General features: G+C 66.1%; 28 protein-coding genes. 14 read left to right on the top strand and 14 right to left on the bottom strand.

From position 1 onward, the window contains the following. The first annotated feature begins 60 nt into the window (after positions 1-60). Complete coding sequence (locus EOHIBHHM_RS06810; RefSeq protein ID WP_497255861.1) at positions 61-636, top strand: IMP cyclohydrolase; 576 nt, start codon at positions 61-63, stop codon at positions 634-636. A gap of 58 nt (positions 637-694) precedes the next feature. Continuing rightward, on the top strand, positions 695-1354 hold the full coding sequence (locus EOHIBHHM_RS06805; RefSeq protein ID WP_497255859.1) for a metallophosphoesterase family protein: 660 nt from the start codon (positions 695-697) through the stop codon (positions 1352-1354). 19 nt (positions 1355-1373) lie between these two features. Here the strand turns inward: EOHIBHHM_RS06805 and EOHIBHHM_RS06800 are convergent, their stop codons facing one another. Together EOHIBHHM_RS06800 and EOHIBHHM_RS06795 are read right to left on the bottom strand one after the other, a co-directional pair. Next, entirely contained in the window at positions 1374-1580 is a 207-nt protein-coding gene (locus EOHIBHHM_RS06800; protein WP_497255857.1) for a hypothetical protein, read from the bottom strand. A 56-nt stretch (positions 1581-1636) separates the two neighbouring features. Next, positions 1637-2815: an aspartate kinase gene (locus EOHIBHHM_RS06795; RefSeq protein WP_497255855.1), complete on the bottom strand. Its 1179-nt coding sequence runs from the start codon at positions 2813-2815 to the stop codon at positions 1637-1639. A 184-nt stretch (positions 2816-2999) separates the two neighbouring features. On the opposite strand from EOHIBHHM_RS06795, the gene EOHIBHHM_RS06790 reads away from it, so the two are divergent. Beyond that, positions 3000-3425 (top strand): hypothetical protein, encoded by a 426-nt coding sequence (locus EOHIBHHM_RS06790; protein WP_497255853.1) that lies wholly within the window; start codon positions 3000-3002, stop codon positions 3423-3425. 646 nt (positions 3426-4071) lie between these two features. Here the strand turns inward: EOHIBHHM_RS06790 and EOHIBHHM_RS06785 are convergent. The 3 genes from EOHIBHHM_RS06785 to EOHIBHHM_RS06775 form a co-directional block, all read right to left on the bottom strand. Then, positions 4072-4509, bottom strand: coding sequence for a hypothetical protein (locus tag EOHIBHHM_RS06785; protein ID WP_497255851.1), 438 nt, complete (start codon positions 4507-4509; stop codon positions 4072-4074). A 147-nt stretch (positions 4510-4656) separates the two neighbouring features. Beyond that, complete coding sequence (locus tag EOHIBHHM_RS06780; protein ID WP_497255849.1) at positions 4657-5790, bottom strand: oxidoreductase; 1134 nt, start codon at positions 5788-5790, stop codon at positions 4657-4659. Between the two features lie 272 nt (positions 5791-6062). Next, the gene (locus tag EOHIBHHM_RS06775) at positions 6063-6683 is read right to left on the bottom strand and encodes a ferritin family protein (RefSeq protein ID WP_497255847.1); all 621 of its coding nucleotides are present in this window, start codon (positions 6681-6683) and stop codon (positions 6063-6065) included. 144 nt (positions 6684-6827) lie between these two features. Between EOHIBHHM_RS06775 and EOHIBHHM_RS06770 the strand changes: the two genes are divergently transcribed. Both EOHIBHHM_RS06770 and EOHIBHHM_RS06765 read left to right on the top strand, forming a co-directional pair. Beyond that, positions 6828-7100 carry a hypothetical protein gene (locus EOHIBHHM_RS06770; RefSeq protein WP_497255845.1) on the top strand — a complete coding sequence of 91 codons (273 nt, stop codon included), beginning with the start codon at positions 6828-6830 and terminating at the stop codon, positions 7098-7100. Beyond that, positions 7097-8323, top strand: a complete 1227-nt coding sequence (locus tag EOHIBHHM_RS06765) for a stage II sporulation protein M (protein ID WP_497255843.1) — start codon at positions 7097-7099, stop codon at positions 8321-8323. Before EOHIBHHM_RS06770 ends, EOHIBHHM_RS06765 begins: the two co-directional genes overlap by 4 nt. A 39-nt stretch (positions 8324-8362) precedes the next feature. Here EOHIBHHM_RS06765 and EOHIBHHM_RS06760 read toward each other — a convergent pair whose 3' ends face one another. After that, positions 8363-9217, bottom strand: a complete 855-nt coding sequence (locus tag EOHIBHHM_RS06760; protein WP_497255841.1) for a sulfurtransferase — start codon at positions 9215-9217, stop codon at positions 8363-8365. Between the two features lie 260 nt (positions 9218-9477). Here EOHIBHHM_RS06760 and EOHIBHHM_RS06755 point away from each other — a divergent pair, with 260 nt between their 5' ends. Next, positions 9478-10293 (top strand): sulfurtransferase, encoded by an 816-nt coding sequence (locus tag EOHIBHHM_RS06755; protein ID WP_497255839.1) that lies wholly within the window; start codon positions 9478-9480, stop codon positions 10291-10293. 30 nt (positions 10294-10323) lie between these two features. Here the strand turns inward: EOHIBHHM_RS06755 and EOHIBHHM_RS06750 are convergent, their stop codons facing one another. Then, positions 10324-11337, bottom strand: a complete 1014-nt coding sequence (locus tag EOHIBHHM_RS06750) for an AI-2E family transporter (RefSeq protein WP_497255837.1) — start codon at positions 11335-11337, stop codon at positions 10324-10326. Positions 11338-11473: 136 nt separating this feature from the next. Between EOHIBHHM_RS06750 and EOHIBHHM_RS06745 the strand changes: the two genes are divergently transcribed. From EOHIBHHM_RS06745 to EOHIBHHM_RS06725, 5 genes are all read left to right on the top strand, one after another. Beyond that, positions 11474-12601, top strand: coding sequence for a thiamine ABC transporter substrate-binding protein (locus tag EOHIBHHM_RS06745; RefSeq protein WP_497255835.1), 1128 nt, complete (start codon positions 11474-11476; stop codon positions 12599-12601). A 4-nt stretch (positions 12602-12605) separates the two neighbouring features. Further along, entirely contained in the window at positions 12606-14339 is a 1734-nt protein-coding gene (locus EOHIBHHM_RS06740) for an ABC transporter permease (RefSeq protein ID WP_497255833.1), read from the top strand. 126 nt (positions 14340-14465) lie between these two features. Then, positions 14466-15530 carry an ABC transporter ATP-binding protein gene (locus EOHIBHHM_RS06735; protein WP_497255831.1) on the top strand — a complete coding sequence of 355 codons (1065 nt, stop codon included), beginning with the start codon at positions 14466-14468 and terminating at the stop codon, positions 15528-15530. An 84-nt stretch (positions 15531-15614) separates the two neighbouring features. Then, the gene (locus tag EOHIBHHM_RS06730; RefSeq protein WP_497255829.1) at positions 15615-16145 is read left to right on the top strand and encodes a DoxX family membrane protein; all 531 of its coding nucleotides are present in this window, start codon (positions 15615-15617) and stop codon (positions 16143-16145) included. 96 nt (positions 16146-16241) lie between these two features. Then, positions 16242-16418 carry a hypothetical protein gene (locus EOHIBHHM_RS06725; RefSeq protein ID WP_497255827.1) on the top strand — a complete coding sequence of 59 codons (177 nt, stop codon included), beginning with the start codon at positions 16242-16244 and terminating at the stop codon, positions 16416-16418. 29 nt (positions 16419-16447) lie between these two features. Here EOHIBHHM_RS06725 and EOHIBHHM_RS06720 read toward each other — a convergent pair whose 3' ends face one another. Next, positions 16448-17128, bottom strand: a complete 681-nt coding sequence (locus EOHIBHHM_RS06720) for a class I SAM-dependent methyltransferase (RefSeq protein WP_497255825.1) — start codon at positions 17126-17128, stop codon at positions 16448-16450. A gap of 116 nt (positions 17129-17244) precedes the next feature. Between EOHIBHHM_RS06720 and EOHIBHHM_RS06715 the strand changes: the two genes are divergently transcribed. Beyond that, a complete protein-coding gene (locus EOHIBHHM_RS06715; RefSeq protein ID WP_497255823.1) occupies positions 17245-17694 on the top strand; it encodes a DUF2391 family protein in 450 nt (149 codons plus the stop codon). Between the two features lie 120 nt (positions 17695-17814). Continuing rightward, on the top strand, positions 17815-18393 hold the full coding sequence (locus EOHIBHHM_RS06710) for a DUF7090 family protein (protein WP_497255821.1): 579 nt from the start codon (positions 17815-17817) through the stop codon (positions 18391-18393). 114 nt (positions 18394-18507) lie between these two features. Here the strand turns inward: EOHIBHHM_RS06710 and EOHIBHHM_RS06705 are convergent, their stop codons facing one another. The 5 genes from EOHIBHHM_RS06705 to EOHIBHHM_RS06685 all read right to left on the bottom strand — a co-directional run bounded on the left by EOHIBHHM_RS06705 (position 18508) and on the right by EOHIBHHM_RS06685 (position 21549). Further along, complete coding sequence (locus tag EOHIBHHM_RS06705; RefSeq protein ID WP_497255819.1) at positions 18508-19293, bottom strand: DUF7089 family protein; 786 nt, start codon at positions 19291-19293, stop codon at positions 18508-18510. Between the two features lie 4 nt (positions 19294-19297). Then, a complete protein-coding gene (locus EOHIBHHM_RS06700) occupies positions 19298-19387 on the bottom strand; it encodes a hypothetical protein (protein ID WP_497255817.1) in 90 nt (29 codons plus the stop codon). A 309-nt stretch (positions 19388-19696) separates the two neighbouring features. Then, positions 19697-20518: an OapC/ArvC family zinc-ribbon domain-containing protein gene (locus EOHIBHHM_RS06695; protein WP_497255815.1), complete on the bottom strand. Its 822-nt coding sequence runs from the start codon at positions 20516-20518 to the stop codon at positions 19697-19699. Positions 20519-20521: 3 nt separating this feature from the next. Next, positions 20522-20902, bottom strand: coding sequence for a DUF2073 domain-containing protein (locus EOHIBHHM_RS06690; protein WP_089823056.1), 381 nt, complete (start codon positions 20900-20902; stop codon positions 20522-20524). Between the two features lie 5 nt (positions 20903-20907). After that, positions 20908-21549 carry an Era-like GTP-binding protein gene (locus tag EOHIBHHM_RS06685; protein ID WP_497255813.1) on the bottom strand — a complete coding sequence of 214 codons (642 nt, stop codon included), beginning with the start codon at positions 21547-21549 and terminating at the stop codon, positions 20908-20910. A 1163-nt stretch (positions 21550-22712) separates the two neighbouring features. On the opposite strand from EOHIBHHM_RS06685, the gene EOHIBHHM_RS06680 reads away from it, so the two are divergent. Continuing rightward, positions 22713-24332: a Cdc6/Cdc18 family protein gene (locus EOHIBHHM_RS06680; RefSeq protein ID WP_497255811.1), complete on the top strand. Its 1620-nt coding sequence runs from the start codon at positions 22713-22715 to the stop codon at positions 24330-24332. Positions 24333-24410: 78 nt separating this feature from the next. On the opposite strand, the gene EOHIBHHM_RS06675 is transcribed toward EOHIBHHM_RS06680, so the two are convergent. Then, complete coding sequence (locus EOHIBHHM_RS06675) at positions 24411-25175, bottom strand: S26 family signal peptidase (protein WP_497256939.1); 765 nt, start codon at positions 25173-25175, stop codon at positions 24411-24413. Between the last annotated feature and the right edge of the window lie 112 nt (positions 25176-25287).

Here is a 25287-nt window from a genome sequence, read left to right as displayed (position 1 = left end):
AAACAGTCCAAACGTGTACAAACCGCCACTCTTTTCGCGGGGAGTTGTGCAGTGTCGTGTATGTACGTCGGACGGTTCATCGTCATCGGCCCCGAGGTCGGCGCGTACCGCGTCTCCTCGCGTTCGTTCCCTAACCGCCAGATCGTCGACCGCGACGGGACGCTCACCGTCGCCCCGACGCCGGACGCACCGGAGACGGACAACCCCTACATCTCGTACAACTGCGTTCGTGAGGTCGACGGCAGCGCCGTCGTCGGCAACGGGTCGCATGTCGACCCCGTCACGGAGAAGCTCGGCCTCGGCTACCCCGCTCGCGACGCTCTCGCCGAGAGTCTGCTGGCGCTCGACTACGAGAAAGACGACTACGACACGCCCCGCATCGCGGGCGTCGTCGGGACCGACGAGGCGTACGTCGGCATCGTTCGTAAGGACGCCGTACTGGTGAAGGCGGTCGCGGAACCCACGCTCGTCGCCACCTACGAGGAGGACGCGCCGCGTGCGTTCGCGTTCGAGGCAGAGACGGCGAGCGAGGCGGCACGGGAAGCCTACGATCAGGCGTTCGAGCACGCCGTCTGTGCCGTCGGCGTTCGGGTGACCGACGCGGGCGTCGAGACGGCGATCGAGAACGGCGAGTAGTCGTTCGAGCGCCCCGTCGCCCCCAGTTCCTAACACGCTCGACCGAGTACGACCAGCTATGCGACTGGGCGTGCTCTCCGACATCCACGCGAACCGCGTCGCTCTCGAAGCGGTCTTCGCGGATATGCCGGCCGTCGACGGCCTCGTCTGCGCCGGCGACGTCGTCGGCTACAACCCCTGGCCAGCCGAGTGCGTCGCCGCGGTGCGTGACCGCGAGATACCGACCGTACAGGGCAACCACGACCGGGCCGCGTCGACGGGGTCAGCGTTCGGCTTCAACGGGATGGCCCGCGCCGGCGTCGACTACGCTCGCGAGCAGCTGGACGACGAGGCGGTCGAGTGGCTCAGGTCGCTGCCGACGGAGCGGACCCTCGCCGACGGGCGAGTGAAGGTGGTCCACGGCCACCCCGACGACCCGGACCACTACACCCGCCCCAGCGAGTTCGGGCCGGACCTCCTCGGCGACGAGGACGTGCTCGTCATGGGGCACACGCACGTCCAGCACCACGAACGCTACGACGAGGGGGTCGTGATGAACCCCGGGAGCGTGGGGCAGCCGCGCGACGGCGACAAGCGCGCAGCCTACGCCATCCTCGATCTCGCGGAGATGACGGTCGAGGAACGCCGCGTCAACTACTCCGTGCGGGCGGTCATCGACGCGGTTCGGGAGGCCGGACTCCCCGAGCGGGTCGGGACGCGGTTGCTGGACGGGAGGTGAAGCGTGGTCAGCAGCGTGGCTACGAGTCGGCGGCGTACAGAAACACGCGTCGACAGTCGGGGCAGAGCCATCCCTCGACCTTCGCCGTCCGGTTCATCCCGAGCAGGCGGCCGAGTCGCCCCTCGTGTGGTTCGTCGATGCGAACTTTCAGCGTCGATTCGTCGTACGCGGTGACGGGTTCGGCCGAGACGAGGTCGGCCTCACAGTCTGGACAGGTCGGGGACATCGACCGTCACGACTCGGCGACGTGTGAAAAAGCTGTAGTCGAACTGAACCGGCCGTTCAGAACTTGTCCTGGACGATCTTGAGCGTCTCCTCGCGGTCGTCCCAGGCGACGAAGATGGCGACGGAGGTGGCGCTCGTGATGACGTCGTGGAGGTTGATGCCCGCCTCGGCCAGCGGCGTGACGATGTCCTGCAGCACGCCGGGTCGGTTCGGCAGTTCGCCACCGGTCACGCGGACGACGGCGATCTCGTCGTCGACGGTGACAGAGGAGAGCAGGTCGTCCTTGACGACCTCGCCGTGGAGGACGTTCTCGGCCTTCTCGGCGTAGTCGATGTCGATGTAGAAGGTGATCGAGTCCATCCCGCTGGCGACCGCCTCGACGTTGATGTCGGCCTCGCGGAGTGCCTTCGAGAGGTCCGCGAGGATGCCCGGTCGGTTACGGATCGCGCGCCCGGCCACGGTGAGACAGGCGAGTTTGTTCTCCTGCATGTCGATGAGGTTGGTGAACTTCCCCTCGATGCGGGTGCCGCCGGTCAGGAGATCGCCGTGCTGGTAGTGGACGACCCGGACGTCGAGCGTGTCGTCCTTGTAGGAGAGCGCCGAGGGAGCGACCACCTCCGCGCCGCGGAACGAGAGGTTCCGGAGTTCGTCGACGGTGATGCGCCCGACGTTACGGGCACCTTCGACGACGTGCGGGTCGCCGGTCATGACGCCCTCGACGTCGGTGACGATGACGACCTCGTCGGCGTCCATGTACTTGCCGAGCATCACGGCGGTCGTGTCGGACCCGCCGCGGCCGAGCGTCGTCACCTCGCCCTCGAGGTTCTGTGCGAGAAAGCCCGTGATCACCGGAACGACGCCGTCGAGGTCCTCCGCCAACTTCGCCGCGCGCTTCGAGGTCTCCTCGATGTCGACCTCGCCGAGGTCGTTCGTGATGACCGGCCACTGCTCGCTGCCGGGTTCGAGAAAGAGCGCGTCGACGCCGCGGGAGGCGAGTGCGGCCTTGAGCATCCGGACGCTCGTCCGCTCGCCCATGCTGACGATCTCGGCGCGGTCGGCGTCCGACGTCTCGAACTTGATCTCGTCGAGCAGGTCGTCGGTCGTACTCCCCATCGCGGAGGCGACGACGGCGATCTCGTGGCCGTGTTCGACGGCGGCGGCGATGGAGTCGGCCGCCCGGTTGATACGGTCGCCGCTACCGAGGGAGGTCCCCCCGAACTTGGCGACTACGCGCATACGACACCCTCCGAGACGGTCGACACTGCGAACTGGTGCTCAAACATGCGACAGCGTAGCGTGGGCAACCGCATAACTGTGTCCACTTACCCAACGGTTGCCGATTGTACATGTCGTGACACGGACGGACCGAGACGTCGCCACTCTCCCGGGGTTTTACGCCCGCTCGGCGACCATACGAGGTATGAACGTTCGGGACGCAGTCGAAGCCGACGCCGACGCGCTCGCCGCGTTGGCCGATCTCCCGCCCGACGCGATGCGCACGGTGATCCACGATCGGACCGTCCGCGTCGGCGAACTGCCGTCGACGGTGGACGGTGACGAGGAGGGAGCAGAGAGCGAGGACCCCGAGCCGCGCGGGTTCGTGAGCTTCGACGTCCGAGACGACGTCGTCCACGTCACGCAGTTCGGCGGCCCTCGCGACGCCTGTGAACGACTGCTCGAAGAGCCGGTCCGGTTCGCCGAGAACGAAGGGATGGACGTCGAGGTCGTCGTCACCGCGACCGACGAGGAGATGCGCGCTGCAGTGGAAGCGGTGGGGTTCGAGAAGAAGGGGAGCGGACCGATGTTCGAGGGCAAGCGGACGGTCCGCTACCGACTGACCCCCTGAGCGTCGGCCGCGGGTTCGGCCGTCCTCCTCGGAGCGATTAGCGGAAGTCTTCGTGCTCGTCGACGTCACAGAGACCTCGCCTGCTGAAATCGGCGTGCTGAATAAAACAAGGCCGAGGGCGCGTATCTCGCAGATGAATCCGCTCAGATTAACATGGTCGGACTCGGCAGTACAGACTACTCAGGGTCCGAACCCAAGTAGACCGACGACGATGAGGACGATGCCGCCAAGTATCAGAGAGAACGCCACCCTAACGGCGTATGCGCGTTGTTCCCGTTTTGCAGCTTCGGGGTCGGACTCCCATTGGTTTGCACGTGGGTAGTTGCGGATAGAGAGCGGACAAGCAAGTGCGTATCCGCCACCGAGTATACACAAAACGCCTGTCGCCTCAGTCAACACCATACTCCGTCCATGTGGTCGTGACTAGAGAGCGCGTACTAAGCTTTCCGCTGCTTCCTTCGGCCATCCACCGATACGCACGCTTGATTAGAAAGCGAAGAGCTGGAAGAATCGAAGTTGCCGTGCTGAATATACCCTCTGAGTGTTGCACGCCACTTCTGACAGCGTTCGGTGAGGTTTCTGTGGTCGTGCTGAATACAGCGCGCAAGTCGGTCAGTGAGATTCTGGGCCTATACGACCAACCCACTCATCCATGTGTGTGAATGAGCTTCCCGATCATGAATGATACAATTCCTAGTGGAACCGCAACTCCGACTGAAATCGCGATGACCACATCAAGCGCTGGTGGAGGGGCGTGTGCAACTGGGCATGTGAAAAGTAGCCTCGGGAAGGGGAGTAGATATGTCTCACCTCCCCATGTCGCCGAACAGTTGTACGAGTAGAACCCGATGGCTGGGAAAAACAAGAGACCTAGTGACTCTAGAAGGCCTCCCCCAAGAGATGATGAAACGATAGAGCCAACGAAGAACAAACAGAAAACAAGGGCGAACAACGGTGGTTCGGTTGCAATCGTGGGTAGACTAGTAATGAATGCACCACTAAGAGCAGTAATTATTGCGATACTTACTGTCTTTCTATTACTCCCAATTAGAGTTGAAGAAGACCAGTTGGGGTTTGAGGTCATATTTGTGTTTATGCTTACCAGGTGTGGACAAATACTTTCTCGGTGAGAAGTCGCTATCTGCTGAACTCACCCTCTCTATTCAGCACGCCACATCTGACAACTCCCAGAGAGTAAATGGACTGGCCGTCTAGATACTTCGGCTACCCTCTAGTCGTCCAGCGACGCGACGTCGGCGTCGGGAACCTCGTGGTCGCCGATAGTCGCCGTCGGCAGGAGGATCTCCTCGAAGTCGAACGGGTCGGGGTCGTCGCCCGCCGCGACCCGCTGGGGCCAGTCGGGGTTCGAGAGCGCGCTCGTGCCGAGTGTGAGAAGGTCGGCCCCGGCGTCGAGCGTCCGACGAGCAGCCGCCGGATCGCCGAGCCCACCGTTGGCGACGACCGCCGTGTCGGCGTCGCTGTACTCGACGGCGAGATCGGACAGCGTCGGGCCCTCGTCTCCGAAGGCGGGGGTGGTGGCGTCCGACCCCGTCACGTGGACGTAGTCTGCACCGGCCGCCGAGAGCGACGAGAAGATGACCTCGGCGTCGTCCTCCGCGCCGGGCCAACGGTACTCGTCGTCGTTGACCTTCTCCTGAGAGATCCGGATACCGACGACGAACTCGCTCGGGAGTGCTTCGCGAACCGCCTCCAGCACCTCAGCGGGGAACCGGACGCGGCTCTCGACGTCGCCGCCGTACTCGTTCTCGCGTCGGTTGGCGTCGGCCGCGAGGAACTCGTTGAGTAGATAGCCGTTGGCGGCGTGGAGTTCGACGCCGTCGAAGCCGGCCGCGCGGGCGTTCTCGGCCGCGGCGACGAACGAGTCTGTGATCTCGTCGAGGTCGTCGGCCGTCAGCTCCTTCGGAACCGGGAACTCCCCCTCGCCGCCGTACAGTTCGGACTGTTCGCCCTCGGGCTTGACGGCGGAGGGGCCGACCGTCTCGTCTGCGTGGGGGTTGCCCTGCGAGATGGCACCGGCGTGCATCAGCTGCGCGAAGATGGGTGCGCCCGCCTCGTGGACGGCGTCGGTGACCTGCCGCCACGCCTCGACCTGCTCGTCGCTGACGAGGCCGGGTTGGTTCAGATAGCCCTGACTGTACTCGAAGTCGGTGTAGACGCCCTCGGAGACGAGAAAGGAGAACCCGCCGCGGGCGAACTTGGCGTAGTAGCGGGCCATCTGCTCCGTGGCGCGGCCGTCGTCGGTGGCGCTCGTCCGCGTCATCGGAGCGAGTCCGACCCGGTTGTCGAGCGACACGCCGTCGAACTCGAACGACTCGAAGAGCACGTCGTCGGATGCCTCTGACATCGTCGTCGCTTGGGGCAGCGCGGGTAAATACCGAACCCGGAGATGCACGGTCCGTACACAGGATGTGTGGTAGCGTCCATCAATCAGTCGGGAGACAGGCGGTAACGGTGCCGTTGCTGCACGGCAAGCAGTGTCTCCGTTCTGCGGTAGCGACAAGCACGCTGTACCGCGAGGCGAGCGAAGCGAGCCTCGCGGCCTTTTTTCATCGACGTTTTTTTGTAGGGGTTGAGGCCGCCGAAGGCGGCCGATACCCCTACGAAAAAAGGTCGCGGTTAACAGACGTTCTTCGGCTCAACGCCCATCGACTCCAGCGTCTCGACGTAGTCGTCGTAGGCGGCTTCGACGACGGCGTCGGCGGCCGTCTTCGCCTCCTCCCACTGGCGGTCGTTCTTACAGGCGTCGTCGAGGGCGGCGGCGACGGCGTCGAGGTGGTCGTCGTAGTCGTCGCGGATGCCGCGGAACGTGTCGGCCGAACTCGGGTCGGCGTCGCCGACGAAGAAGCCGACGTACTGCTCTGCGGTCTTCTTGGTGACGAGCGTCCGGGCCGCGAGCGCGCCGAGTCGCGCCGGGAAGTCGGTGAACCCCTCCAGCGTCTCGTACATCGCACGACTGGTGTCGGGGTTGCCGTCCTCGGAGCCGACGGCGTCGACGTGCGCCCGTTCGTCCTCGGCGACCTGTCGGAAGACGGGTGCGGCGTCCGGGTCGTCCTCGCTGTCGGCCCACTCTTCGAACAGACGGGCGGCCGTCGTCGCCTCGTCGTGGGCGGCGGCGCGGACGCTCGGTGCGTTCATCTCGCCACCCGTGAGCGCGTACAGCGACTTCGAGGACCCGAGTCGCGAGAGCGCCGTCTCGTGGTCGTCACGGAGCTGGCCGACGAATGTGTGTCCGTCCATATCTCGCCGTACTCCCGCCGGCGGTTTGTAAGCATCGGCAGGGGCACGGTCGGCCGCCGTCGGCGACACGGAGCGCGAAGAGAAACGAGCGACGACGGGGTGGTTCGGGGGAAGAGCTACCTTCGTTCCGCGAGAGGAGCCACTGTGTCTCTCGCATCCGCCCTCCGCTCGGGAGTCCGACTCCCGTTTCGATGCCCGTGGACGGTCCTCCCGTTCTACCTGCTCGCGACCGGAACGCTCGTCGTCGTCCGCGTCCCGCTCCTGGTGGGGCTGGCGCTCGTACTCACGCTGCTGCGCACGCAGGGGCGCGTCGAACCAGTCGTCCGCGCGTTCGATGGGTTCGACCCGAATCAGGTCGACCCGAACGACCCGACGACGCTCCCGGCCGGACTGACGGAGGGCTCGGCGGACTGGTGACGCCGACGGTCGTCGCCGTCCTCGGCGTCTCGCTGCTCGCGACGCTCGTAGTCGGCTTCGTCGTGCAGGCGGTCGCGTCGGCGGGGACGTTCTCGGCCGTCTACGCGGCGCTCGACGGGCGCGATCCGCTGACCGACGGGGTCCGCGGGTTCGTCCGTCACTGGCGGACGTTCGTCGGTCTCTCGTTGCTTCGAGTCGGCCTGCTCGCGGTCGCGGTCGGCCTCGTCGCCGCCGGCGTCGCCGTCGGCGTCACGCTGGGCGGTCCGCTCGGCGTCGTCGGCGGCGTCCTCGCTGGACTCGCCGGGCTCGTCGCCGCCGTCGCCGTCTCGCTCGCGCTCTCCTTCGTCGGCCCGGCGGTCGTCGTCGACGGCGTCGGCGTCGGCGGGAGCGTCCGCGGGAGTCTCGGTTTCATCCGCCGGAACCCCGTCGAGTTCCTGTTGTTCGTGGTGGTCACGGTCGGCATCTCGCTCACCGTTGGAGCCGCGGCCGGCGTGGCGAACCTCCTCGGCGTCCCGCGTCTCGTCGGCGTCGTGACGCCGCTCGTCGTCGGCCCCGTCCTCGGCGGGTTCCAGACCGCCCTCTACGCCGACGTCGAACTCCCGACGCGAGAGGTCGGATCGCCGTACCGACGCCGGTTCGGCGGCGGCCTCGCTCGCGGGTGGCGAGCGCTCCGGCGGTTCGTCGGCGGTCACCCGCTCGCGATCGTCGGTGCGGCCGCGTTGCTCACTGCCGGAATCGTCGCAGGGTGGGCGTTCACCGCTCCGTTCGGGGTGGCGATCCAGCCGCCGGGCGACGTCGCCGGCGTGTTCGGCACGTTCGCCCTCGGCCCGTTCGTCAACATCGCGGCCAACAACTGGCTCGTCGCGACGGGTGGCAGCTACGGTGGCCTCGCGCTCGGCGTGCCGACGGCGTCGGAGCTGCTGTTCAACGGCGCGCTGATCGGCGCACTGGCCGGCGTCTTCGACCGCGTCGGCTTCGTCGCGCTGGTCGCACCGCACGGTGTCGTCGAACTCCCGGCGCTCGCCGTGTCGGGCGGGCTCGGCCTCCACCTCGGACGCGTCGGTCTCGACGGGCTACGTGGGCGACTGAACGCCCGAGAGGTGGGCGAGGAGCTCGGCGGGGCGTTCGAGGTGTTGGTCGGGTTGGCGCTGGTGTTCGTCGTCGCCGCGTTCGTCGAGGCGTTCCTGACGCCGCAGATCGCGGCGCTGGTGCTCGGCGGGTGAGCGGCGGACGAAAAGGGAAGTCTCGGCGGTTCGGCGTGCTCAGTTGCCCTTCTCGATGGGCGCGCCGACGAGGTTGCCCCACTCGGTCCACGAGCCGTCGTAGTTGGTGACGTTGTCGTAGCCGAGCAGTTCGTGGAGCGCGAACCACGCGATCGAGGAGCGCTCGCCGATGCGGCAGTAGGCGATGACGTCCTGGTCGTCGTCGACGCCCTCCGCTTCGTAGAGTTCGCGGAGTTCGTCGGCGGACTTGAACGTGCCGTCGTCGTTGACCGTCGCCGCCCACGAAATGTTGCGTGCGCCGGGGACGTGACCGCCGCGCTGGGCCGTCTCCTGCAGTCCCGGGGGTGCGAGGATCTCGCCGGAGAACTCCTCGGGAGAACGAACGTCGACGAGCGGTAGACCCTTGCCGATGGCCTTCTCGACGTCGTCGCGGTAGGCGCGGATGGACTCGAACGGCCCGCGTGCGTCGTAGTCCGTCTCGGAGAACTCCGGTACCTCCTCGGTGAGCGGATAGTCGTTGTCGAGCCAGTAGTCGCGACCGCCGTTCATCAGACGGACGTCCTCGTGGCCGTAGTACTTGAACTGCCAGTAGGTGTAGGCGGCGAACCAGTTGGAGTTGTCGCCGTAGAGGACGACCGTGTCGTCTTCGCTGATTCCGTGAGAGCCGAGCAGCTCCTCGAAGTCCTCCTGCGTCAGAATGTCGCGGGTCGTCTGGTCCTGCAGTTGGGTCTCCCAGTTGAAGCCGATCGCACCGGGGGCGTGGCCCTCGTCGTAGGCCTCGGTGTCGACGTCGACCTCCACCAGCCGGTAGCTAGAGTCGTCGCTCTGGAACTCCTCGAGATGGTCCTCCACCCAGTCCGCGGAGACGAGAACGTCTTTTGCGTAATCAGACATTGCACTCCCGTGTACGCCACAAACTCGTATAATACCACTAGCCAGGGCATAGTTCGCCTCTCCTGCCGAGTCGCGGAGATAGTTGCCTACTTCCGCGCGAACCGACCGTCCGGGACTCGCTCACCCCGTTCACGGCGCCCGGCGGTGCACGAAGGGTCGAAGCCCGCCCGTACTGCCGGAGTATTCTGCCGCTATCTCGGTTCGCCGACCGGTGGTGTCGAAGCCCGGAAGGATAAGAGCGTCCGCGGGAAACGCCAGGTATGTACGAGAACCTCGTCGTGTCGGCCGACTGGGTGGCCGACCACCTCGACGACGTCCGCGTCGTCGACGTCCGCGACGGCTGGGAGTTCGACGGTATCGGTCACGTTCCGGGTGCGGTGAACGTTCCGTTCGACTCGTTCCGCAGCGACGTCGGCGACGAGGGGATGCTCCCCGGCGCGGACGTCTGGACCGATCTGATGAACGAAGCCGGCATCGACGCCGACGACACGCTCGTCGCCTACGACGACACTCACGGCGTCTTCGCCGCGCGCTTCCTCGTTACCGCGGAACTGTACGGCCACCGCGACCTCCACCTCCTCGACGGCGACTTCAGCGCCTGGAGCCGCGAACACGAGGTCGAACGCGAGGCGGTCGACTACCCCGAGAGCGACTACGAGGTCCGCGACCCCGAGTCGTCGCCGCTCGTCGACTACGAGTACGTCTTAGACGCCGTCGAGCGGGTCGCTGATACCGATGACGTCGAGACCGTCGTCGTCGACACCCGCGAGGCGTGGGAGTACGAGGAGAGCCACCTCCCCGGCGCCGTCCAACTGGACTGGCTGGAACTCGTCGACGAGGAGAGTCGCGGACTCAAATCCAGAGACGAACTGGAGTCGCTGCTCGCCGAGCGCGGCATCACCCCCGACAAGGAGGTCGTCCTCTACTGTAACACCGCCCGGCGGATCAGCCACACCTACGTCGTCCTTCGACAGCTCGGGTACGAACACGTCGCCTTCTACGAGGGGAGTCTCACCGAGTGGGACGAGCGCGGCGGTCCCCTCGAAGGCGAACTCGCGACCGACGGCGAGGAGTGAGCCTCGGCGGCGAGAGACTACGAAACGGGTCTACTCGGTCGGCTCGAGCGACTCGGTCGCCTCGCCGTTCAGTTCGGCGGCGAGCAGGTTTGCGAGTTCGACGACGAGCGCGACGGCGAGCGGCCCCGCGATGAACCCCACCGGGCCGAGACTGAGCACGCCGCCGACGAAGCCGACGAAGTAGAGACTCCCGGGGAGGTCGGCCGTCTCCCTCGCGAGTCGCGGTCGGATGAGGATGTCCGGGAGCCACGCGACGAGGAAGCCGCCGACGAAGAAGACGAGCGCCGCCTGAACGGGTTGGCCGGAGACGACGTGCCACCCCGCGAGCGCCGCGAGCACGAGGCTCGGGCCGACGATGGGGACGAACTGCAGGAGCGCCGAGACGGCCGCGAGCGTCAGCGGGTAGTCGTAGCCGAAGAGATAGAACACCGGTAGCGCGATGAGGAACGTCCCCACCGCCACCGCCGCCTGTAACACGTAGATGGCGAACAGCGTCTCGCGCGTCCGTCGGTTGAGCGCCTCGGCGACGTCGCGGTACTCCGACGGGACGAGCGCGAGCGTCGCCCGGCGGGCGTCCCGCTGGTGGAGGAGCAGCGAGAAGACGAGCAGTCCGAACAGCGTGAACTTGATCAGCAACACGGGGGCGGCGGTCGCAGACGCCGTCGCCACCGCCCGCGCGAAGCGGACGAGTACCGTCGACAGCTCTTCCAGCGTGAGAGTGTACGTCAACCCCGCGACCTCGACGAGTATCTCGTCGGGGATCGACTCCAGCACGACGAGCAGGTCGTCCAGTCGGAGCAGGAGGACGGCGACGAACGGCGCGGCGAGCGCGAGCGTCCCGAAGAACGCCGCGAGCGTCGTGACGGCGCTCGCCGTCCGGGCGGACAGCCCGCGGGCGGTGAGCTGTCGACGGACGGGGAACAGCAGGTACGCCACCGTGATCGAGAAGAACACCGTCGCGAGCACGTCGGCGAGCAGTGCCGCCGCGACGACCGTCACGGAGACGAACAGGCCGCCGAGCACCTCCTGACGAGAGAGATTCACACGACAACCTCCGTGTGACGGTGGCAAAACGGTTGTCCCGTCGCCGGATGCGACGCCGTCGACCGGGGGTCGAGACGAATCGCCGAGTCACGAGCGACCACGCCGCCTAAGTATCACCTGGTACAATCACTCGGTAATGAATCGACGAACGTTCCTCCGGTCGGCCGGCGTCGGCGCGACCGCACTCGTGGCAGGGTGTACGACAGAGCAGGTCGACGGGGGAGACGGTGGGGGGAACGACTCCGGGACGACGGCGACAGACGGCACGGGGACGACGACCGGGTCGACCGGCGGGGAGACGCTGACGGTGGCGACCTACAGTTCGTTCGTCGACGCGCCGAGTTCGAGCCCCGGCCCGTGGCTGAAAGAGCAGTTCGACGCCGAGTTCGACGCGACGCTGGAGTGGCAGACGCCCGAGAACGGACTCAACTACTTCATCGAACGACAGCTCCAGGGCGTCGAACCGGGCGCGGACGTCTACGTCGGTCTCGACACGAACATGCTCATCCGTCTCGACGAGAAGTTGACCGACCCGCTCTTCGCGTCCGTCGGGTCGGGGGCGCTCTCGCGTCGCGGCGAGGTCAAGGAGTCGCTGGAGTTCGACCCGCAGGGGCGGGCGGTGCCGTACGACACCGGCTACATCTCGCTCGTGTACGACGAGAACGCGGTGACCGCACCCGAGACGTTCGACGGCCTCCTGCAACCGGAGTTCGAGGGCGACCTCCTCACCCAGAACCCGACCTCGAGCGCGACGGGGCGGGCGTTCCTCCTCCACACCGTCGCGGCGAAGGGCGAGGACGGCTACCTCGACTACTGGCAGCGACTGCAGGACAACGGCGTGCGCGTCCTGGGGAACTGGGAGAACTCCTACGCCGCCTACTCGAACGGCGAGGCGCCGATGGTCGTCTCCTACTCGACCGACCAGGTGTTCGCCAACGCGGAGGGCGAGGACATGAGCGAACACCAGATCCGGTTCCTGAACGACCAGGGGTACGCCAACCCCGAGGGGATGGCCCGCTTCGAGGCGTCGGAGAACGTCGACCTCGCCAACCGGTTCATGGACTTCGTCCTCCGTCCCGAAGTGCAGGCGGAGATCGCCGTCCGCAACGTGCAGTTCCCGGCGACGACGACCGCCGAGTTACCCGAGGAGTTCGCCAAGTACGCCCACGAACCGCCGGAACCCGTCACCTTCACCTACGAGGAACTGAAGGGGAACCTCAGTGAGTGGACCGACGCGTGGGCGCGACAGTTCGCGAGCAAGTAGACGTGTGGGCGGGTCCAGCGACCGGCCGTCGAGCCTGAGAACTCGGCTCCGGGACGCGCTCGAACGGCGGACGCTCGCGCTCGTCGCGGGAGCGACGGCGCTCGTCCTCGCGGTGCTCTTCTACTACCCGGTCGCGACGGTGTTCGTCGAGGCGGTCACCGTCGACGGGTCGCTATCGACGGAGCCGCTCTCCGGCGTGCTCACCGACCGGTTCTACCTCGTCGACATCTTCTGGTTCACCGCGATGCAGGCCGCCCTGTCGACGGTCGCCAGCGTCGCGCTCGGCCTCCCCGGCGCGTGGATCCTCGCCCGCTTCGAGTTCCGCGGTCGCCGGACGCTGCGCTCGTTGACCATCCTCCCGTTCGTGCTCCCCTCCATCATGGTCGCCATCGGCTTCGTCGCCATGTTCGGGCAGAACGGGACGCTCAACCGGACGCTCTCGCTCGTCGGTCTCGGCTCCGTGAACCTGCTCTACACGCTCGAAGCGATCGTCGTCGCCCACGCGTTCTACAACGCGCCGCTCGTGACGCGCATCACCACCGCCGCGTGGGAGAGCGTCGACGCCCGTACCGTCGAGACGGCCCGGAGCCTCGGCGCGGGTCCCTACCGGGCGTTTTGGGACGTCGTCGTCCCACAGCTGTTACCCGCAGTGCTCGTCGGCGCGACGCTCACCTTCGTCTTCACCTTCGCCTCCTTCCCCATCGTCCTCGCGCTCGGCGGGTTCCAGTTGGCGACGGTCGAGGTGTGGGTGTACAAACTCGTCGGCGAGTTGGAGTACGCCGAGGCCGCCGCGCTCGCCGTCGTCGAGACGGCGATCTCGCTGGGGCTGACGTACGCCTACCTGCGATACGAGGGGAGCCGACGGACGGCCGGGCAGGGGGCGCATCCACAGCCGCGACGGTCGCTGCTTCCCGATGCGCCGTCGCTCGGAGCCGTCCTGACCCGTCTCGGCGTGTTCGGCTACGCCGTCGTCGTCGCCGTCGTCTTCGTCGGCCCGATCGCGAGCATGGTGCTCGCGAGCGTGACCGGCCCCTCGGGAGAGCTCACGCTCCGGCACTACGAGTTCCTCCTGCAGCGGCAGGCGACGGGCGCGAGCTACCAGGTGAAGCCGCTGCCAGCCATCGAGAACTCCCTTCTCTACGCGCTCGGGACGCTCGTCGTCGCCCTGCCGATGGGGGTCGTGGTGGCCGCGTTGACGACGCGGCAGTTCCGCGGGCGGAAGGTCGTCGACGCGCTGGCGATGGCTCCGCTGGCGGTGAGCGGCATCGTCGTCGGGCTCGGGATGTTGCGCGGGCTGGTCTTCGGCGTCCGAATCGGCGACACGCGGATACAGGTGGTCGGGGGCGTCGCCGTCGTCGCCGCCCACGCCGTCGCCGCCTACCCGTTCGTCACGCGGAACGTCGCGCCGCTGCTCGGCGGGTTGGACTCACGGCTGGTCGAGTCGGCCAGGAGCCTCGGCGCGAGTCGGTTTCGAGCACTGCTGGACGTCGAACTGCCGCTGGTGTGGACGGGCGTCGTCGCCGGGGCTGCGTTCGCCTTCGCCATCAGCATCGGCGAGTTCGATGCGACAGTTATCTTGGCCTCCGGGTCGGGCAGTTACACGATGCCCGTCGCCGTCGAACGCTTCCTCGGTCGCCGTCTCGGCCCAGCGACGGCGATGGGGTGCGTGCTGCTCGTCGTGACGAGTCTGAGTTTCGTCGTCATCGAACGGTACGGTGGGAGGTGGAGCGACCCGTGACTCGCTGCGAGACGCCATGTCGAGCGGACAGGAGCCGCCGCGGAACTGAGGAGGTGGAGCGGCCCGTGACTCGACGCCGAGCCTCGGGCGAGGCGAGCAGGAGCCGCCGCGGAACTGGGAGATGGGGTGGCGGCGGTGTCTGAGATCCATCTCGACTCGGTGTCGAAACGGTACGGCGAGACGACGGCGCTGGCCGACGTCGACGTCGACGTCGAAGACGGCGAGTTCTTCACGCTCGTCGGCCCCTCCGGCTGTGGGAAGACGACCACGCTCCGACTGGTGGCGGGGTTCGAGTCGCCGACGGAGGGACGGATCCGCTTCGACGACGAGGACGTGTCGGGAGTTCCACCCGAAGCGAGGGGGGTCGGCGTCGTGTTCCAGAACTACGCGCTGTTCCCGCACATGAGCGTCGCCGAGAACGTCGGCTACGGCCTCCGGTTCGCCGACCCGCCGGACGGCGAGTCGAAGCGCGACCGCGTCGAAGACCTGCTCGACCTCGTCGACCTCGGCGGGATGGGCGACAGGGAGCCGAGCCAGCTGTCGGGCGGCCAGCAGCAGCGAGTGGCGCTGGCTCGCGCGCTCGCCCCCGGTCCGCGACTCCTCCTGCTCGACGAACCGATGAGCGCGCTCGACGCGCAGTTGCGCGAACGACTCCGGATGCAGATCAAGGAAATCCAGTCGGAACTGGGGGTCACGACGCTCTACGTCACCCACGACCAGGAGGAGGCGCTCGCCGTCTCCGACCGCGTCGCCGTCATGCGCGACGGACGGGTCGAGCAGGTCGGTACGCCGCGCGACGTCTACCACCGACCGGAGACGCGCTTCGTCGCCGAGTTCGTCGGCGACAACAACCTGTTCGAAGGAACAGTGACCGAGTTATCAGTTTCTCCAGACGAAACAGGGGGGTTGACCGTCGACGTCGGCGGGACCGAGTTCCGACTGGCGGACGAGAGAGCGGAGACGATCGCCGTCGGCGACGCAGTGACGTTCTGCGTCCGGCCCGAGCGTCTGTCCGTCGCGGACGGCGACAACCGATTCACCGCGGCCGTCGAGAGCACGGAGTTCCTCGGGGAGACGACCCGCGTCCACCTCGACTGGGAGGGGAAGGCGGTGACGCTCCGCACGCCCGAGGCGCTGTCGGGGAGCGTCGAACTCGGGTTCGACGCCGACGACGCCCGTCGCATCGGATAAATCCTCGGCCGGTTCCCGACGGTCGACAACCGCTGTGCGCTTGGAAGTGGCGGGAGGCCGAACGTTCGACTGGAGGAAACACAGATGACGACACGGCAGTTGGACACCGAGCTGTTCGGGCGGGACGTCGAGTTCGAGTACTCGGAGCGGTGGTTCGGGTACGCGCTGCTCGGCCTCCGGGTCGTGATGGGGTGGACGTTCTTCTACGCCGGCATCACGAAGGTGCTCGACCCCGAGTGGAGCGCGAGCGGGTTTCTGTTGAACGCGATCCCGGCGGGGAACCCCTTCGCGGGGTTCTGGCCGATGCTCGCCAACGAGTACGTCGGCGTCGTCGACCCGCTGAACGCGTGGGGACTGACGCTGGTCGGCCTCGCGCTGCTGCTCGGGGCGTTCGTCCGCTGGGCGGCGTTCTGGGGGGCAGTGATGATGCTGTTCTACTGGGCGGCCAGCCTGCCGCTGGAGAACGGTCTCGTCATCGACGACCATCTCGTGTACGCGCTGCTGCTGTTCGGACTCGGGGCGTTCGGGGCTGGACGGCTGTTCGGTCTCGACGCCGTCATCGAGGAGACGGAGTTCGTCCAGCAGACGCCGGCGCTCCGGCTGTTGCTCGGGTGACCGGGGGACCCGCTTTCGTCCTCCGAGACTGGTCCGGAGCGACGGTCGTGAAAGCGGGCAGTGTTCTTATACGCCTCGCGCCGAAGAACGGAGCCAATGCCCTCCATACGACAGTCGCTCGCGACCGGTGTCGCCGTCGCCGCCGCCGTCGTCGGCCTCGTCGGCTACGCACAGGGGTGGGGCGGGTTCGAGAGTTCCACTCCCGCGCTGACCGCAGTCGGCGTCGGCGTCGCGTCAGTCGCAGTCGTAGTGACCGTGCTTCGCGCTCGGTGAGCTGCCGAGGACTACTACCGTCGGGCGTCCTACGGCACGACGCCGACCGTCAGGAGCGTGCCGTAAGTCCGGTAGCGTTCGACCATGTCTTCGCGGCTCTCCCAGTCGTCGGTCGGAAACTCCGAGGCGGGCGGGATGTCGACGTCGAGGTCGGGGACGTTGTCCTGTTCGGCGACGTGGAACCCGGCCGCCCGGAACGCCGTTCGGTACTCTTCGGCCGACCAGCGGGTCATCTCGACTTCGATGTTCTCCTGCCACTCGTGGGAGTGGGCGTTCTCCTCGTAGTAGTTGACCGCACAGAAGAACGTCCCGCCGGGACGGAGGACGCGTGCGATCTCCGCGAGGGTGTGGTCGGGGTCTGCGGCGTAGTAGAACGCCTCCATCGACCAGACGTGGTCGACGCTGTCGTCGGCGAAGGGGAGTTCGTCGAAGTCGCCGACGAGGAAGCCGACGTCGTCGGTGTCGGTGTAGCTCCGGGCGTTGCGCACCATCTCGGGCGACCCGTCGAGCCCGTAGCCGCGACCCGCACCCTTCGTGTCGTGGAGCGCGCGCAGCGCGTAGCCGCTCCCCGTCCCGAGATCGAGGACGACGTCACCCTCCTCGACCGGCATCCGGGCCAGTGCGTGCTTCGCGGTGTGCCAGTGGCGATCCTCCATCCCCCTGTCGCGGCCCTCGGCCGCCCAGGAGTCGAACTCGTCGCGGACGCTCATACCGGAGCGTCGGTCGCGTCCGGTAAAACGAGTTCGGAGCGAGCGGGCGCGACAACTCGCGTCGGCGAACGTCTCGCTGCCGAACGGTTTTTAGCGACTGCCCTCACACTGCAGCTATGGTTCGCGTCGGGAGACAGCGTCGGTTCCAACTCGCAGACACCGCCCAACAGATCGTCGGGGGGTTCTTACTCGCGGGTCCGTTCGTCGTCACCGACGAGGTCTGGGCGCTCGCCGTCGGGATGGAGTGGTATCAGGCCGTCCTGACGGTCGCGATCGTCTTCGGAATCGGGTACGGGACGCTCTACAAGGCCGACGACGAGCGCGACCCCGACCGCGAGGCCGAAGTCGCCGGAATTCCGGTTCGGTTCATCTCGCTCATCCTCGTCTCCTACCTCTCTGTGCTCATCCTCGCGCTGTCGTTCGACGCGCCGGCGACGCTGATCCCGAACCACATGGAGCCGGCGGAGATCTCGTTACAGATACAGGTGTTCGTCACGCTGAAGGCGATGAGCATCGGGTCGGTCTTCAGCGTCATCGGCGCCGCCACGGCGGACAGCGTGTTCTGACCGTCGGGGCGCACTCGGAGTTCGTTTAACAGTAGTGTTCTTGGTGGCGACGAGCGGGACGAGAGTCCGGCCCGAGCCGTCAGCCCGCATCGTTAAGTCGATTCGGGTGATGGTTCGGATATGGAATACAGCCTCGCCATCGAGAACGCTCCGGAGACCATCCCCGGCGGGACCAGTCTCCTCCTCTTGCATCCGAGCATCGGCGAGACAGACCGCATCGACACCGACTTCTTCAAGACCGACACCGACGCCTTCTTCGTCGTCTCGACGCGGACGACGGCACGCGAGGTCGAACAGAAACTGGAGTACTACGACGTCGACGAGTCTCGGGCGGTCATCCTCGACACGCTCTCGGTCGAACGCGGCTACTCGCGGCGGGGGTCGCCGAACGTCCACTACGTCTCCTCGCCCGACGACTTCGACGGGATCGTCTCCCAGACCCGTGACTTCCTACAGAGCCACGAGGGGAAACGCCGTGTCAGCGTCGACTCGGTCACCGAGATGGCCTACTACGCCGACGTCGACCGCGCGTACGATGCGACGAGACAACTCATCGAACTGCTGGAGGAGAACGACGCAGTCGGACTGTTCCACCTGTCGAACGAAGTCCACGACGCGGAGACGGTCGACCGCTTCCGCGAGCTGTTCGACGGCGTGATCACGCTCGATCAGGACGGCGGCGTCAGCTACGAGGAGTAGTCGGTCGTCGCACTGACGACCTTCGTTTCGGCGCGTCGCCGTTTCGGCGCGTCGCCGTTTCGTCACGTCGCTTCTTCACCGCACCAATTCTTCACGGCGCCTCACACGCTCACGTCAGTCGTCGACCAACTGCGCGAACGTCTTCTCCGCCCACTGGACCGCGTAGTCCGGGCCGTACTCGACGTACGCCGACGTGTCCAGCGCCGCAAACGGCGCGGGGAGTTCGAGGTCGTGTTTGATCGCCGAGCAGGCGAACTCTGTCGCCTCCGGGAACGACGTCCCTCCCTGCGCGACGGCGGTCGGCAGGTCGGCGAGACGACCCTCGAGTCGCTCGCCCGCGTCGACCCACGCCTCGTGGAGTCGTGGGGAGTCGTCGGCCCACTCGCGGAACACCTCGCGCGTCTGGAGGCCGACCCACGCCTCGTAGAGCGCGGCGGCGACCTGGTAGACGTCGCTCGGGCCGAGCGGAACCGCCCGGTCGAGATCGCGGTAGTGCTCGCCGAAGAACGGGAGGAACTGTTCCGGGACGTCAAGGCCGATCTGGACGAACGCCTCCGCGAAGAGGAAATCGAGGAACTCCTCGGGCGTCCCCTCGGCACGTTTCTTTGCGACGACCGTCGGCGGGACGGTCTGACGCGTCCAGACGACAGTGCCGTCGCCCGGCATCCCGATCGTGAAGTCACTGCCCGCGTAGCGGACGAGGAGTGCCGGAGCGTCGTCCGGCAGCCACTCGCTGGGGTACGTCGCCGGGTCCAGCGACTCGACGAGCAGTCCGAGATCCTCTGCCGCCGCCGGCGGGATGGTCTCGAAGTCCGCGCTGGCGTTCAAGACGAGACAGTCCGGTGCGTGTGCCGCTCGAACCGCAGCCACGTCGTCGGGGAGTGACCGCTCGGTGAACATTCGCTCAGGCGAACGCGATTCCGAGGAGGATGACGAGAGCGAGTACACCAGACACACCGACGGTTCCGAGGACGATCTTCGTCGCTTGGCTCATGGTGACACGGTGTATCCCATCCCGCTTAAAGCCTTCAATCCGTGCCGGCGGGAGCGAGCGCGTCGTTTCCCGTGGAACGACCGACTGCTGGCCCCGCTCACGGCAGAGACGATGCGACGAGTCGCCGACGGCGACCCAGGTCGACGGCAACGGTGAGAGTGAACGACGGTCGGCGTCGTAAACAATTCGGAAATACAGACTGTCTCGATTCTCCAGCCGAAAGAGAGGGGTTCGGATGGGAGACGCCGCTGCGCTGGACGGTCAGAGACGACGGCGACGACGCGGGAGCGTCGGCCGACGAGTCGCCGTTCAGTCTTCGTCCTCGGAACCGCGCCACGTGTCGGGGACCTCGATGACGTATCGACCGTCTTCGCGGAGCGAGATGATGTACTCCTCGCGGTCGTACAGTTCCATCAGGTTGAGTTCGTACTGTCCCGGCTGGAGGATCTTGATGCTCTCGAACTGGTCGTTCAGCTCGTCACGGAGGTCCGAGAGATCCGGGCGGTCCTCCGACTCCGGTTCGATGACGGTGCCGTCGGCGTCGGCAGGCTGTTCGCCTACTGGCCGGTTCTCCGCAGCCGACAGCTCCTCCGGCGTGACGACGTCGCTTCGAGCGCTCGCCTGCGCTCGGTCCTCCGCGCTGTCGACCGCTCGGTCGGGAGCGGGAGACTCCGAAGCCGTCGACTTCGAAGCCGAAGCGTCGCGGCGTTCGTCGGTGGCTTCGGTCCCGTCCGACTCACCCTCGTCGGTCGGTTCGATAGTGACGTCGGTGCTCGCGGTCGTCGATTCGGGAGCGTCGTCAGTTTCGTCGGCTCTGTCGGTCTCGTCAGGTTCGTCGGTCTCGTCGGTCTCGTCGGTAGTCCGGTTTCCGACCCACTCGCGGACCGACGCACCGGCCTTCGCTGCCGTTCCGGTGACGCCGCTCCGATCCGATCCGTCAGTGTTCGGACGGTCGCTACCGGCCGACTGTTCGTCGGGCGTCGAGTCCGGTTCGGTGCCGCCACTCCCGGCGTCCGTCGCTCCCGACGGCCGGAACTGGAACTTGTTGCCGCCGCAGTTGGGACAGCCGGAGAGCATCTCCTTCGACCCGTCGGCGAACGTCTTCCCGCAGTTCGTACACTGGTGCGGCATTCGCTATCTCCGGGAGACGAGCGCGCTGATGAGGTTCTCGTCTTTGTGGAGCGTCTCGATCTGGTTGGCCGGGCCGATGACGGTCAGCTTCTTCGTCTCTTCTTTGCCCATCAGCCGACCGAGGAAGCTCTTGTCGCCGGTCTGGGACTTGGGGTAGGTCTCGATCTCGATGCCGTTGAACTCGTCGGGGCTGATCTCGTTCATCGTCACCTCGATGAGCTTCGACTCCTCGTCGGGTGAGAGCCCCTCCTCGAGGATGACGATGTTTCCGTCGCGGACGGTGTCGAGGATGAGTCGGATCTTCTCCATGCTGCGGAGTCCGTCCATCCGCTCGCCGCTGATGAGGTCGATCTGGACACCGTCGGTGTTGGTCGCTTCAGGCATCTCGGTCACCCGAAGTACTCCGCGATCTTGTCGTAGACCTCGTCCATGTTGTCACCTTCGAGCGCCGAGAGCGGGATCGTCTCGTGCTGCGGGAAGGCGTTGGAGATGCGCTGGATGTTCGAGTCTTCGAGGTCGACCTTGTTCGCGAGAATCAACACGGGGAGTTCCTGACTCTCGATGATACCGATGAGCATGGTGTTGACCTGGGTGAACGGATCCGTCGACGAGTCGAGAACGTAGATGACCCCGTCGACGTCCTCGCGCAGCCAGTGCATCGCCTCGGCGACGCCTTCCGTGGCCTCGCGAGAGCGCCGGATGGCGTCGTCCTTCTCCATGTCGTGTTCGAGGAACTCGTTGTAGTCGACCTTGGTCGTCACACCCGGCGTGTCGACCACGTCGATGGTCACCGTCCGCCCGTTGCGCTCGATGGTGACGTTCTCCTTCCGTCGAGCACGGCGTGTTTCGTGTGGAATGTGACTCTCCGGGCCGACGGCGTCACCGGTCCAGTCGCGCGCGATACGATTTGCGAGGGTCGTCTTTCCGGCGTTCGGCGGCCCGTAGATACCGATCCGCTTCGGTTCGCTGGCCGAGAACAGCCGGTCTGTAACCCGTGAGATACTGTCTCTGAGTTCTGTTAGCAGTCCCATCCATTGCCTCCCGCTCCTCCCGAACGACCGTCCGGGGAAGGGCGTATGCCGGTATAGCGTCACCGCGCTTACTTAAGTACTGCGTCAGACAACGTTCAGCCATCAGATAGTTGTAACGAACACGACGGAACGGACGAACCGGCAGACGTCGAACCCCTCCGTTTCGACTCGACGCATCTCCGTGATGTACTGTCTCGTGGTCGACGGTTCGGGCTCCGTCCGACCGCCGATGATCGAACGGTCTCTACCGACTCCCGGAACGTACTCGACCGGAGTCGACGACGCGTCGGGAGACGACCACGGTGACTCACGTCTCGCTTCACTCTCCCACCCCCCACCCCTTCGTTTCGGGTGGAACCGCTCACGAGAGGGGTGGGGGGGGACCTGACCACGACGACCTCTAGAACACGCCAGTTTTATTTGCAGTGGCAACAAACAGCACCCGTAGTACTAGAAGACCATATATTTGAGGGGTCTGACATAGTTGATTATAGTGCAGCTAACGTGGAACTCCGTCACCGGGGGTACCCCTTCGGCCGTCTCCACCCGAAACGAAGGGGTGGGGGGTGGGTCCACCCGACCTCCTCACTGGAACGGGTTCGGTTCGTCCCGACTCTCCTTCCGGTCGTTCCGACGGAACCACTCCCGTCGAGTCGGTCCGGATCAGACTGACCGATGACCGACCCGAATTCTGGGAGAGCAGTCCGAAACGTCCGACTCGACTGTCGTCGCTGACGGCTCGTACAGACAGTCCACACCTGCATCGCCGGCAGTCACCGCCGGTAGTTCTGCACCGCCGGCACGCTCGCATGCGTATCACTAAATATAAACCGCCTATTCTCTCTCGACCGACCCTATTCTTCGTACTCTCCGTCTGGAAGTTTCGAGTCGACGTCCGACCGAAGTCGCACTCGACGGGAAGCGACGGGGTGAGCGGACGACCGGGCGACGGTAGAGGAGAGAGCCGCGGCGTTCGACGCCGATTCGACTCCGAGCGTCGTCGGCGGAAGGGAGAATATTTTTGTACCCTCTGTTCGTCTGGTTCGTTTGCATCATCTGGACGCATCCCACCGTCGGTCGGACTTCACGACTCGCTATCTCGGGCTGTAACGGCCTAACACCGGCGAACGTGGGTGTGTCTCCACTCGAAACGAGGGGGTACTATGACGGGGAACGAGACAGACGGGCACACAAACGAGAGGACGAACGGTTCGGACGAACAGGAGCGACCGACGGGTGGCGACGAGGAGGGGATCGACCCTGCCGAGATCGACATCCACGAGAGCATCGGGAGCGACGACCTCGACGATCTGGACGTCGACCTCGAGAGCGACGACACCACGCCCTCCTCGGCCGGTGTCGACCTCGACGAGGTCGTGTTAGACGAGGCCGACAACGACAGTCGCGGTCTCTTCGACGACCTCCTGTCGGGGGAACCGATCTTCGAGAACAAGGAGGTGCTTCGACCGTCGTACACGCCGCACGAACTCCCCCACCGAACCGACCAGATCAACCAGATGGCGACGATTCTGGTGTCGGCGCTCCGGGGTGAGACGCCGTCGAACATCCTCATCTACGGGAAGACCGGGACCGGGAAGACCGCGAGCGCGAAGTTCGTCAGTCAGGAACTCGAGTCGACCTCGCAGAAGTACGACGTCCCCTGTGAGGTCGAGTACATCAACTGCGAGGTGACCGACACCCAGTATCGCGTGCTCGCTCAACTGGCGAACAAGTTCATCGAGAAGAACCACGCGCTGATCGACGACCGACTCGACTCACTCCGCGACCTCCGCTCTGCGGCCGCCGACGACCCGACTCGACTCGCCGATACGAACTTCGAGCGCGTCGCCGACGTCGACGACCGCGTCGCCGACCTCGAGCGGGACCGCGAGGAGATGGAGACCGTCCCGATGACGGGGTGGCCGACCGACCGCGTCTACTCGACGTTCTTCGAGGCGGTCGACTACAACGAGCGCGTCGTCGTCATCATGCTCGACGAGATCGACAAACTCGTCGAGAAATCGGGCGACGACACGCTCTACAACCTCTCGCGGATGAACTCCGAACTCGACAACTCCCGGATCTCCATCATGGGTATCTCGAACGACCTGAAGTTCACCGACTTCCTCGACCCCCGCGTGAAGTCGAGTCTCGGCGAGGAAGAGATCGTCTTCCCGCCCTACGACGCGAACCAACTCCGGGACATCCTCCAGCACCGCGCCGACATCGCGTTCAAGGGCGAGGCGCTCACCGACGACGTCATCCCGCTGTGTGCGGCGTTCGCCGCCCAGGAGCACGGCGACGCTCGTCGCGCGCTCGATCTCCTGCGGACGGCCGGCGAACTGGCCGAGCGCAGTCAGGCCGACACCGTCGAGGAGGCACACGTCCGACAGGCACAGGACAAGATCGAACTGGACCGCGTCGTCGAGGTGGTCCGGACGCTCCCCACTCAGAGCAAGATCGTCCTCTTCTCGATCATCCTCCTGGAGAAGAACGGCGTCCACAACATCAACACAGGCGAGGTGTTCAACATCTACAAGCGTCTCTGCGAGGAGATCGACGCCGACATCCTCACCCAGCGGCGGGTCACCGACCTCATCAGCGAACTCGACATGCTCGGCATCGTCAACGCGGTCGTCGTGAGCAAGGGCCGCTACGGCCGGACGAAGGAGATCAGCCTCTCGGTCCCCATCGACGAGACGGAGGCCGTCCTCCTCTCGGACTCCCGACTCGGCAACATCGAGGACGCTCAACCGTTCGTCCAGGCACGGTTCGACAACTGACGCGCTCTCGGACGGAACCCCCCTATTTCCACTCGAGAACGGTCGAATCGGCGTCTCCGACGCGACTCCTCTCGATACCTACGCGGCCGTCGGAGTTGCGACTCCAGTCGAACCGAAGGGCTTCGCCGGTCGATCGTCGACTGTCGGAGCCGCCCCCGACGAGTGCGGCCCCTCGACTGCTGTATCCGTCACTGCCGGATCGGCGACGAACTCCGCGGGGGAGACAGCCGTCGAGACGATCTCGACCTGTGCGACGCCCGTCTCGGCGGGCGTCGCGAACGCCGCACCGGAGAAGCCGAGTCGGACCCAGCCGAGATACGGGATGCGGACGTGTGCGACGCCCTGTACCCACTCTTCTCTGACGGGCGGTGCGATGCCGTTGGCCTGGTCGTACTCGGCGTTGTTGTCACCCTTCGTGATGAACCCGGCGTGCGGCGCAGGACAGTAGCGGAGTTCCTCGCAGTTGTCCGCCCGCATGTACTCCGGATTCGCCTCGTCGTACCAGTTCTCCCCCTCGTCGACCCAGAACCGGGCACGATGGATGATCGGCGGGCCGAACGAGTCGGGGTTGTCGTAGATGAGGACGGAGCCGTAGGAGCCGAAGCTGCGATAGTCGGACTCCTGTCCCGCCTCGTACGTGACGACGCCGGTGTCTCCCTGTGCAGCGTCGGGAGCGAACCGCCCCGGTTCGGTGATGAAGATGAGGTCTCCCTTCTCCATGTGCGGTTCCATGCTTCCGCTCTCGACGGCGACCATCGGCGGCCACACGCCGCTGACGGCGAAGAGGAGCAGCCCGATGGCGACGACCGCGAGGACGCTCGTGAGCATCTCGCGGAGGTACATCAGGGGGCCGGTCTGTGCGGTCCGGAACCGTGTCAGGAGGCTCTCTTCCGTCTCGGACCCGAGCGTGTGAGAGGGGCCCGGAGCGTCCGACGAGCCGAGAGAGTCGGCGGAA

The sequence above is a fragment of the Halogranum roseipondis genome, from assembly GCF_059695585.1.
The sequence above is the reverse complement of the archived record's forward strand: the minus strand, read 5'-3'. Positions and strand labels throughout refer to the sequence as shown.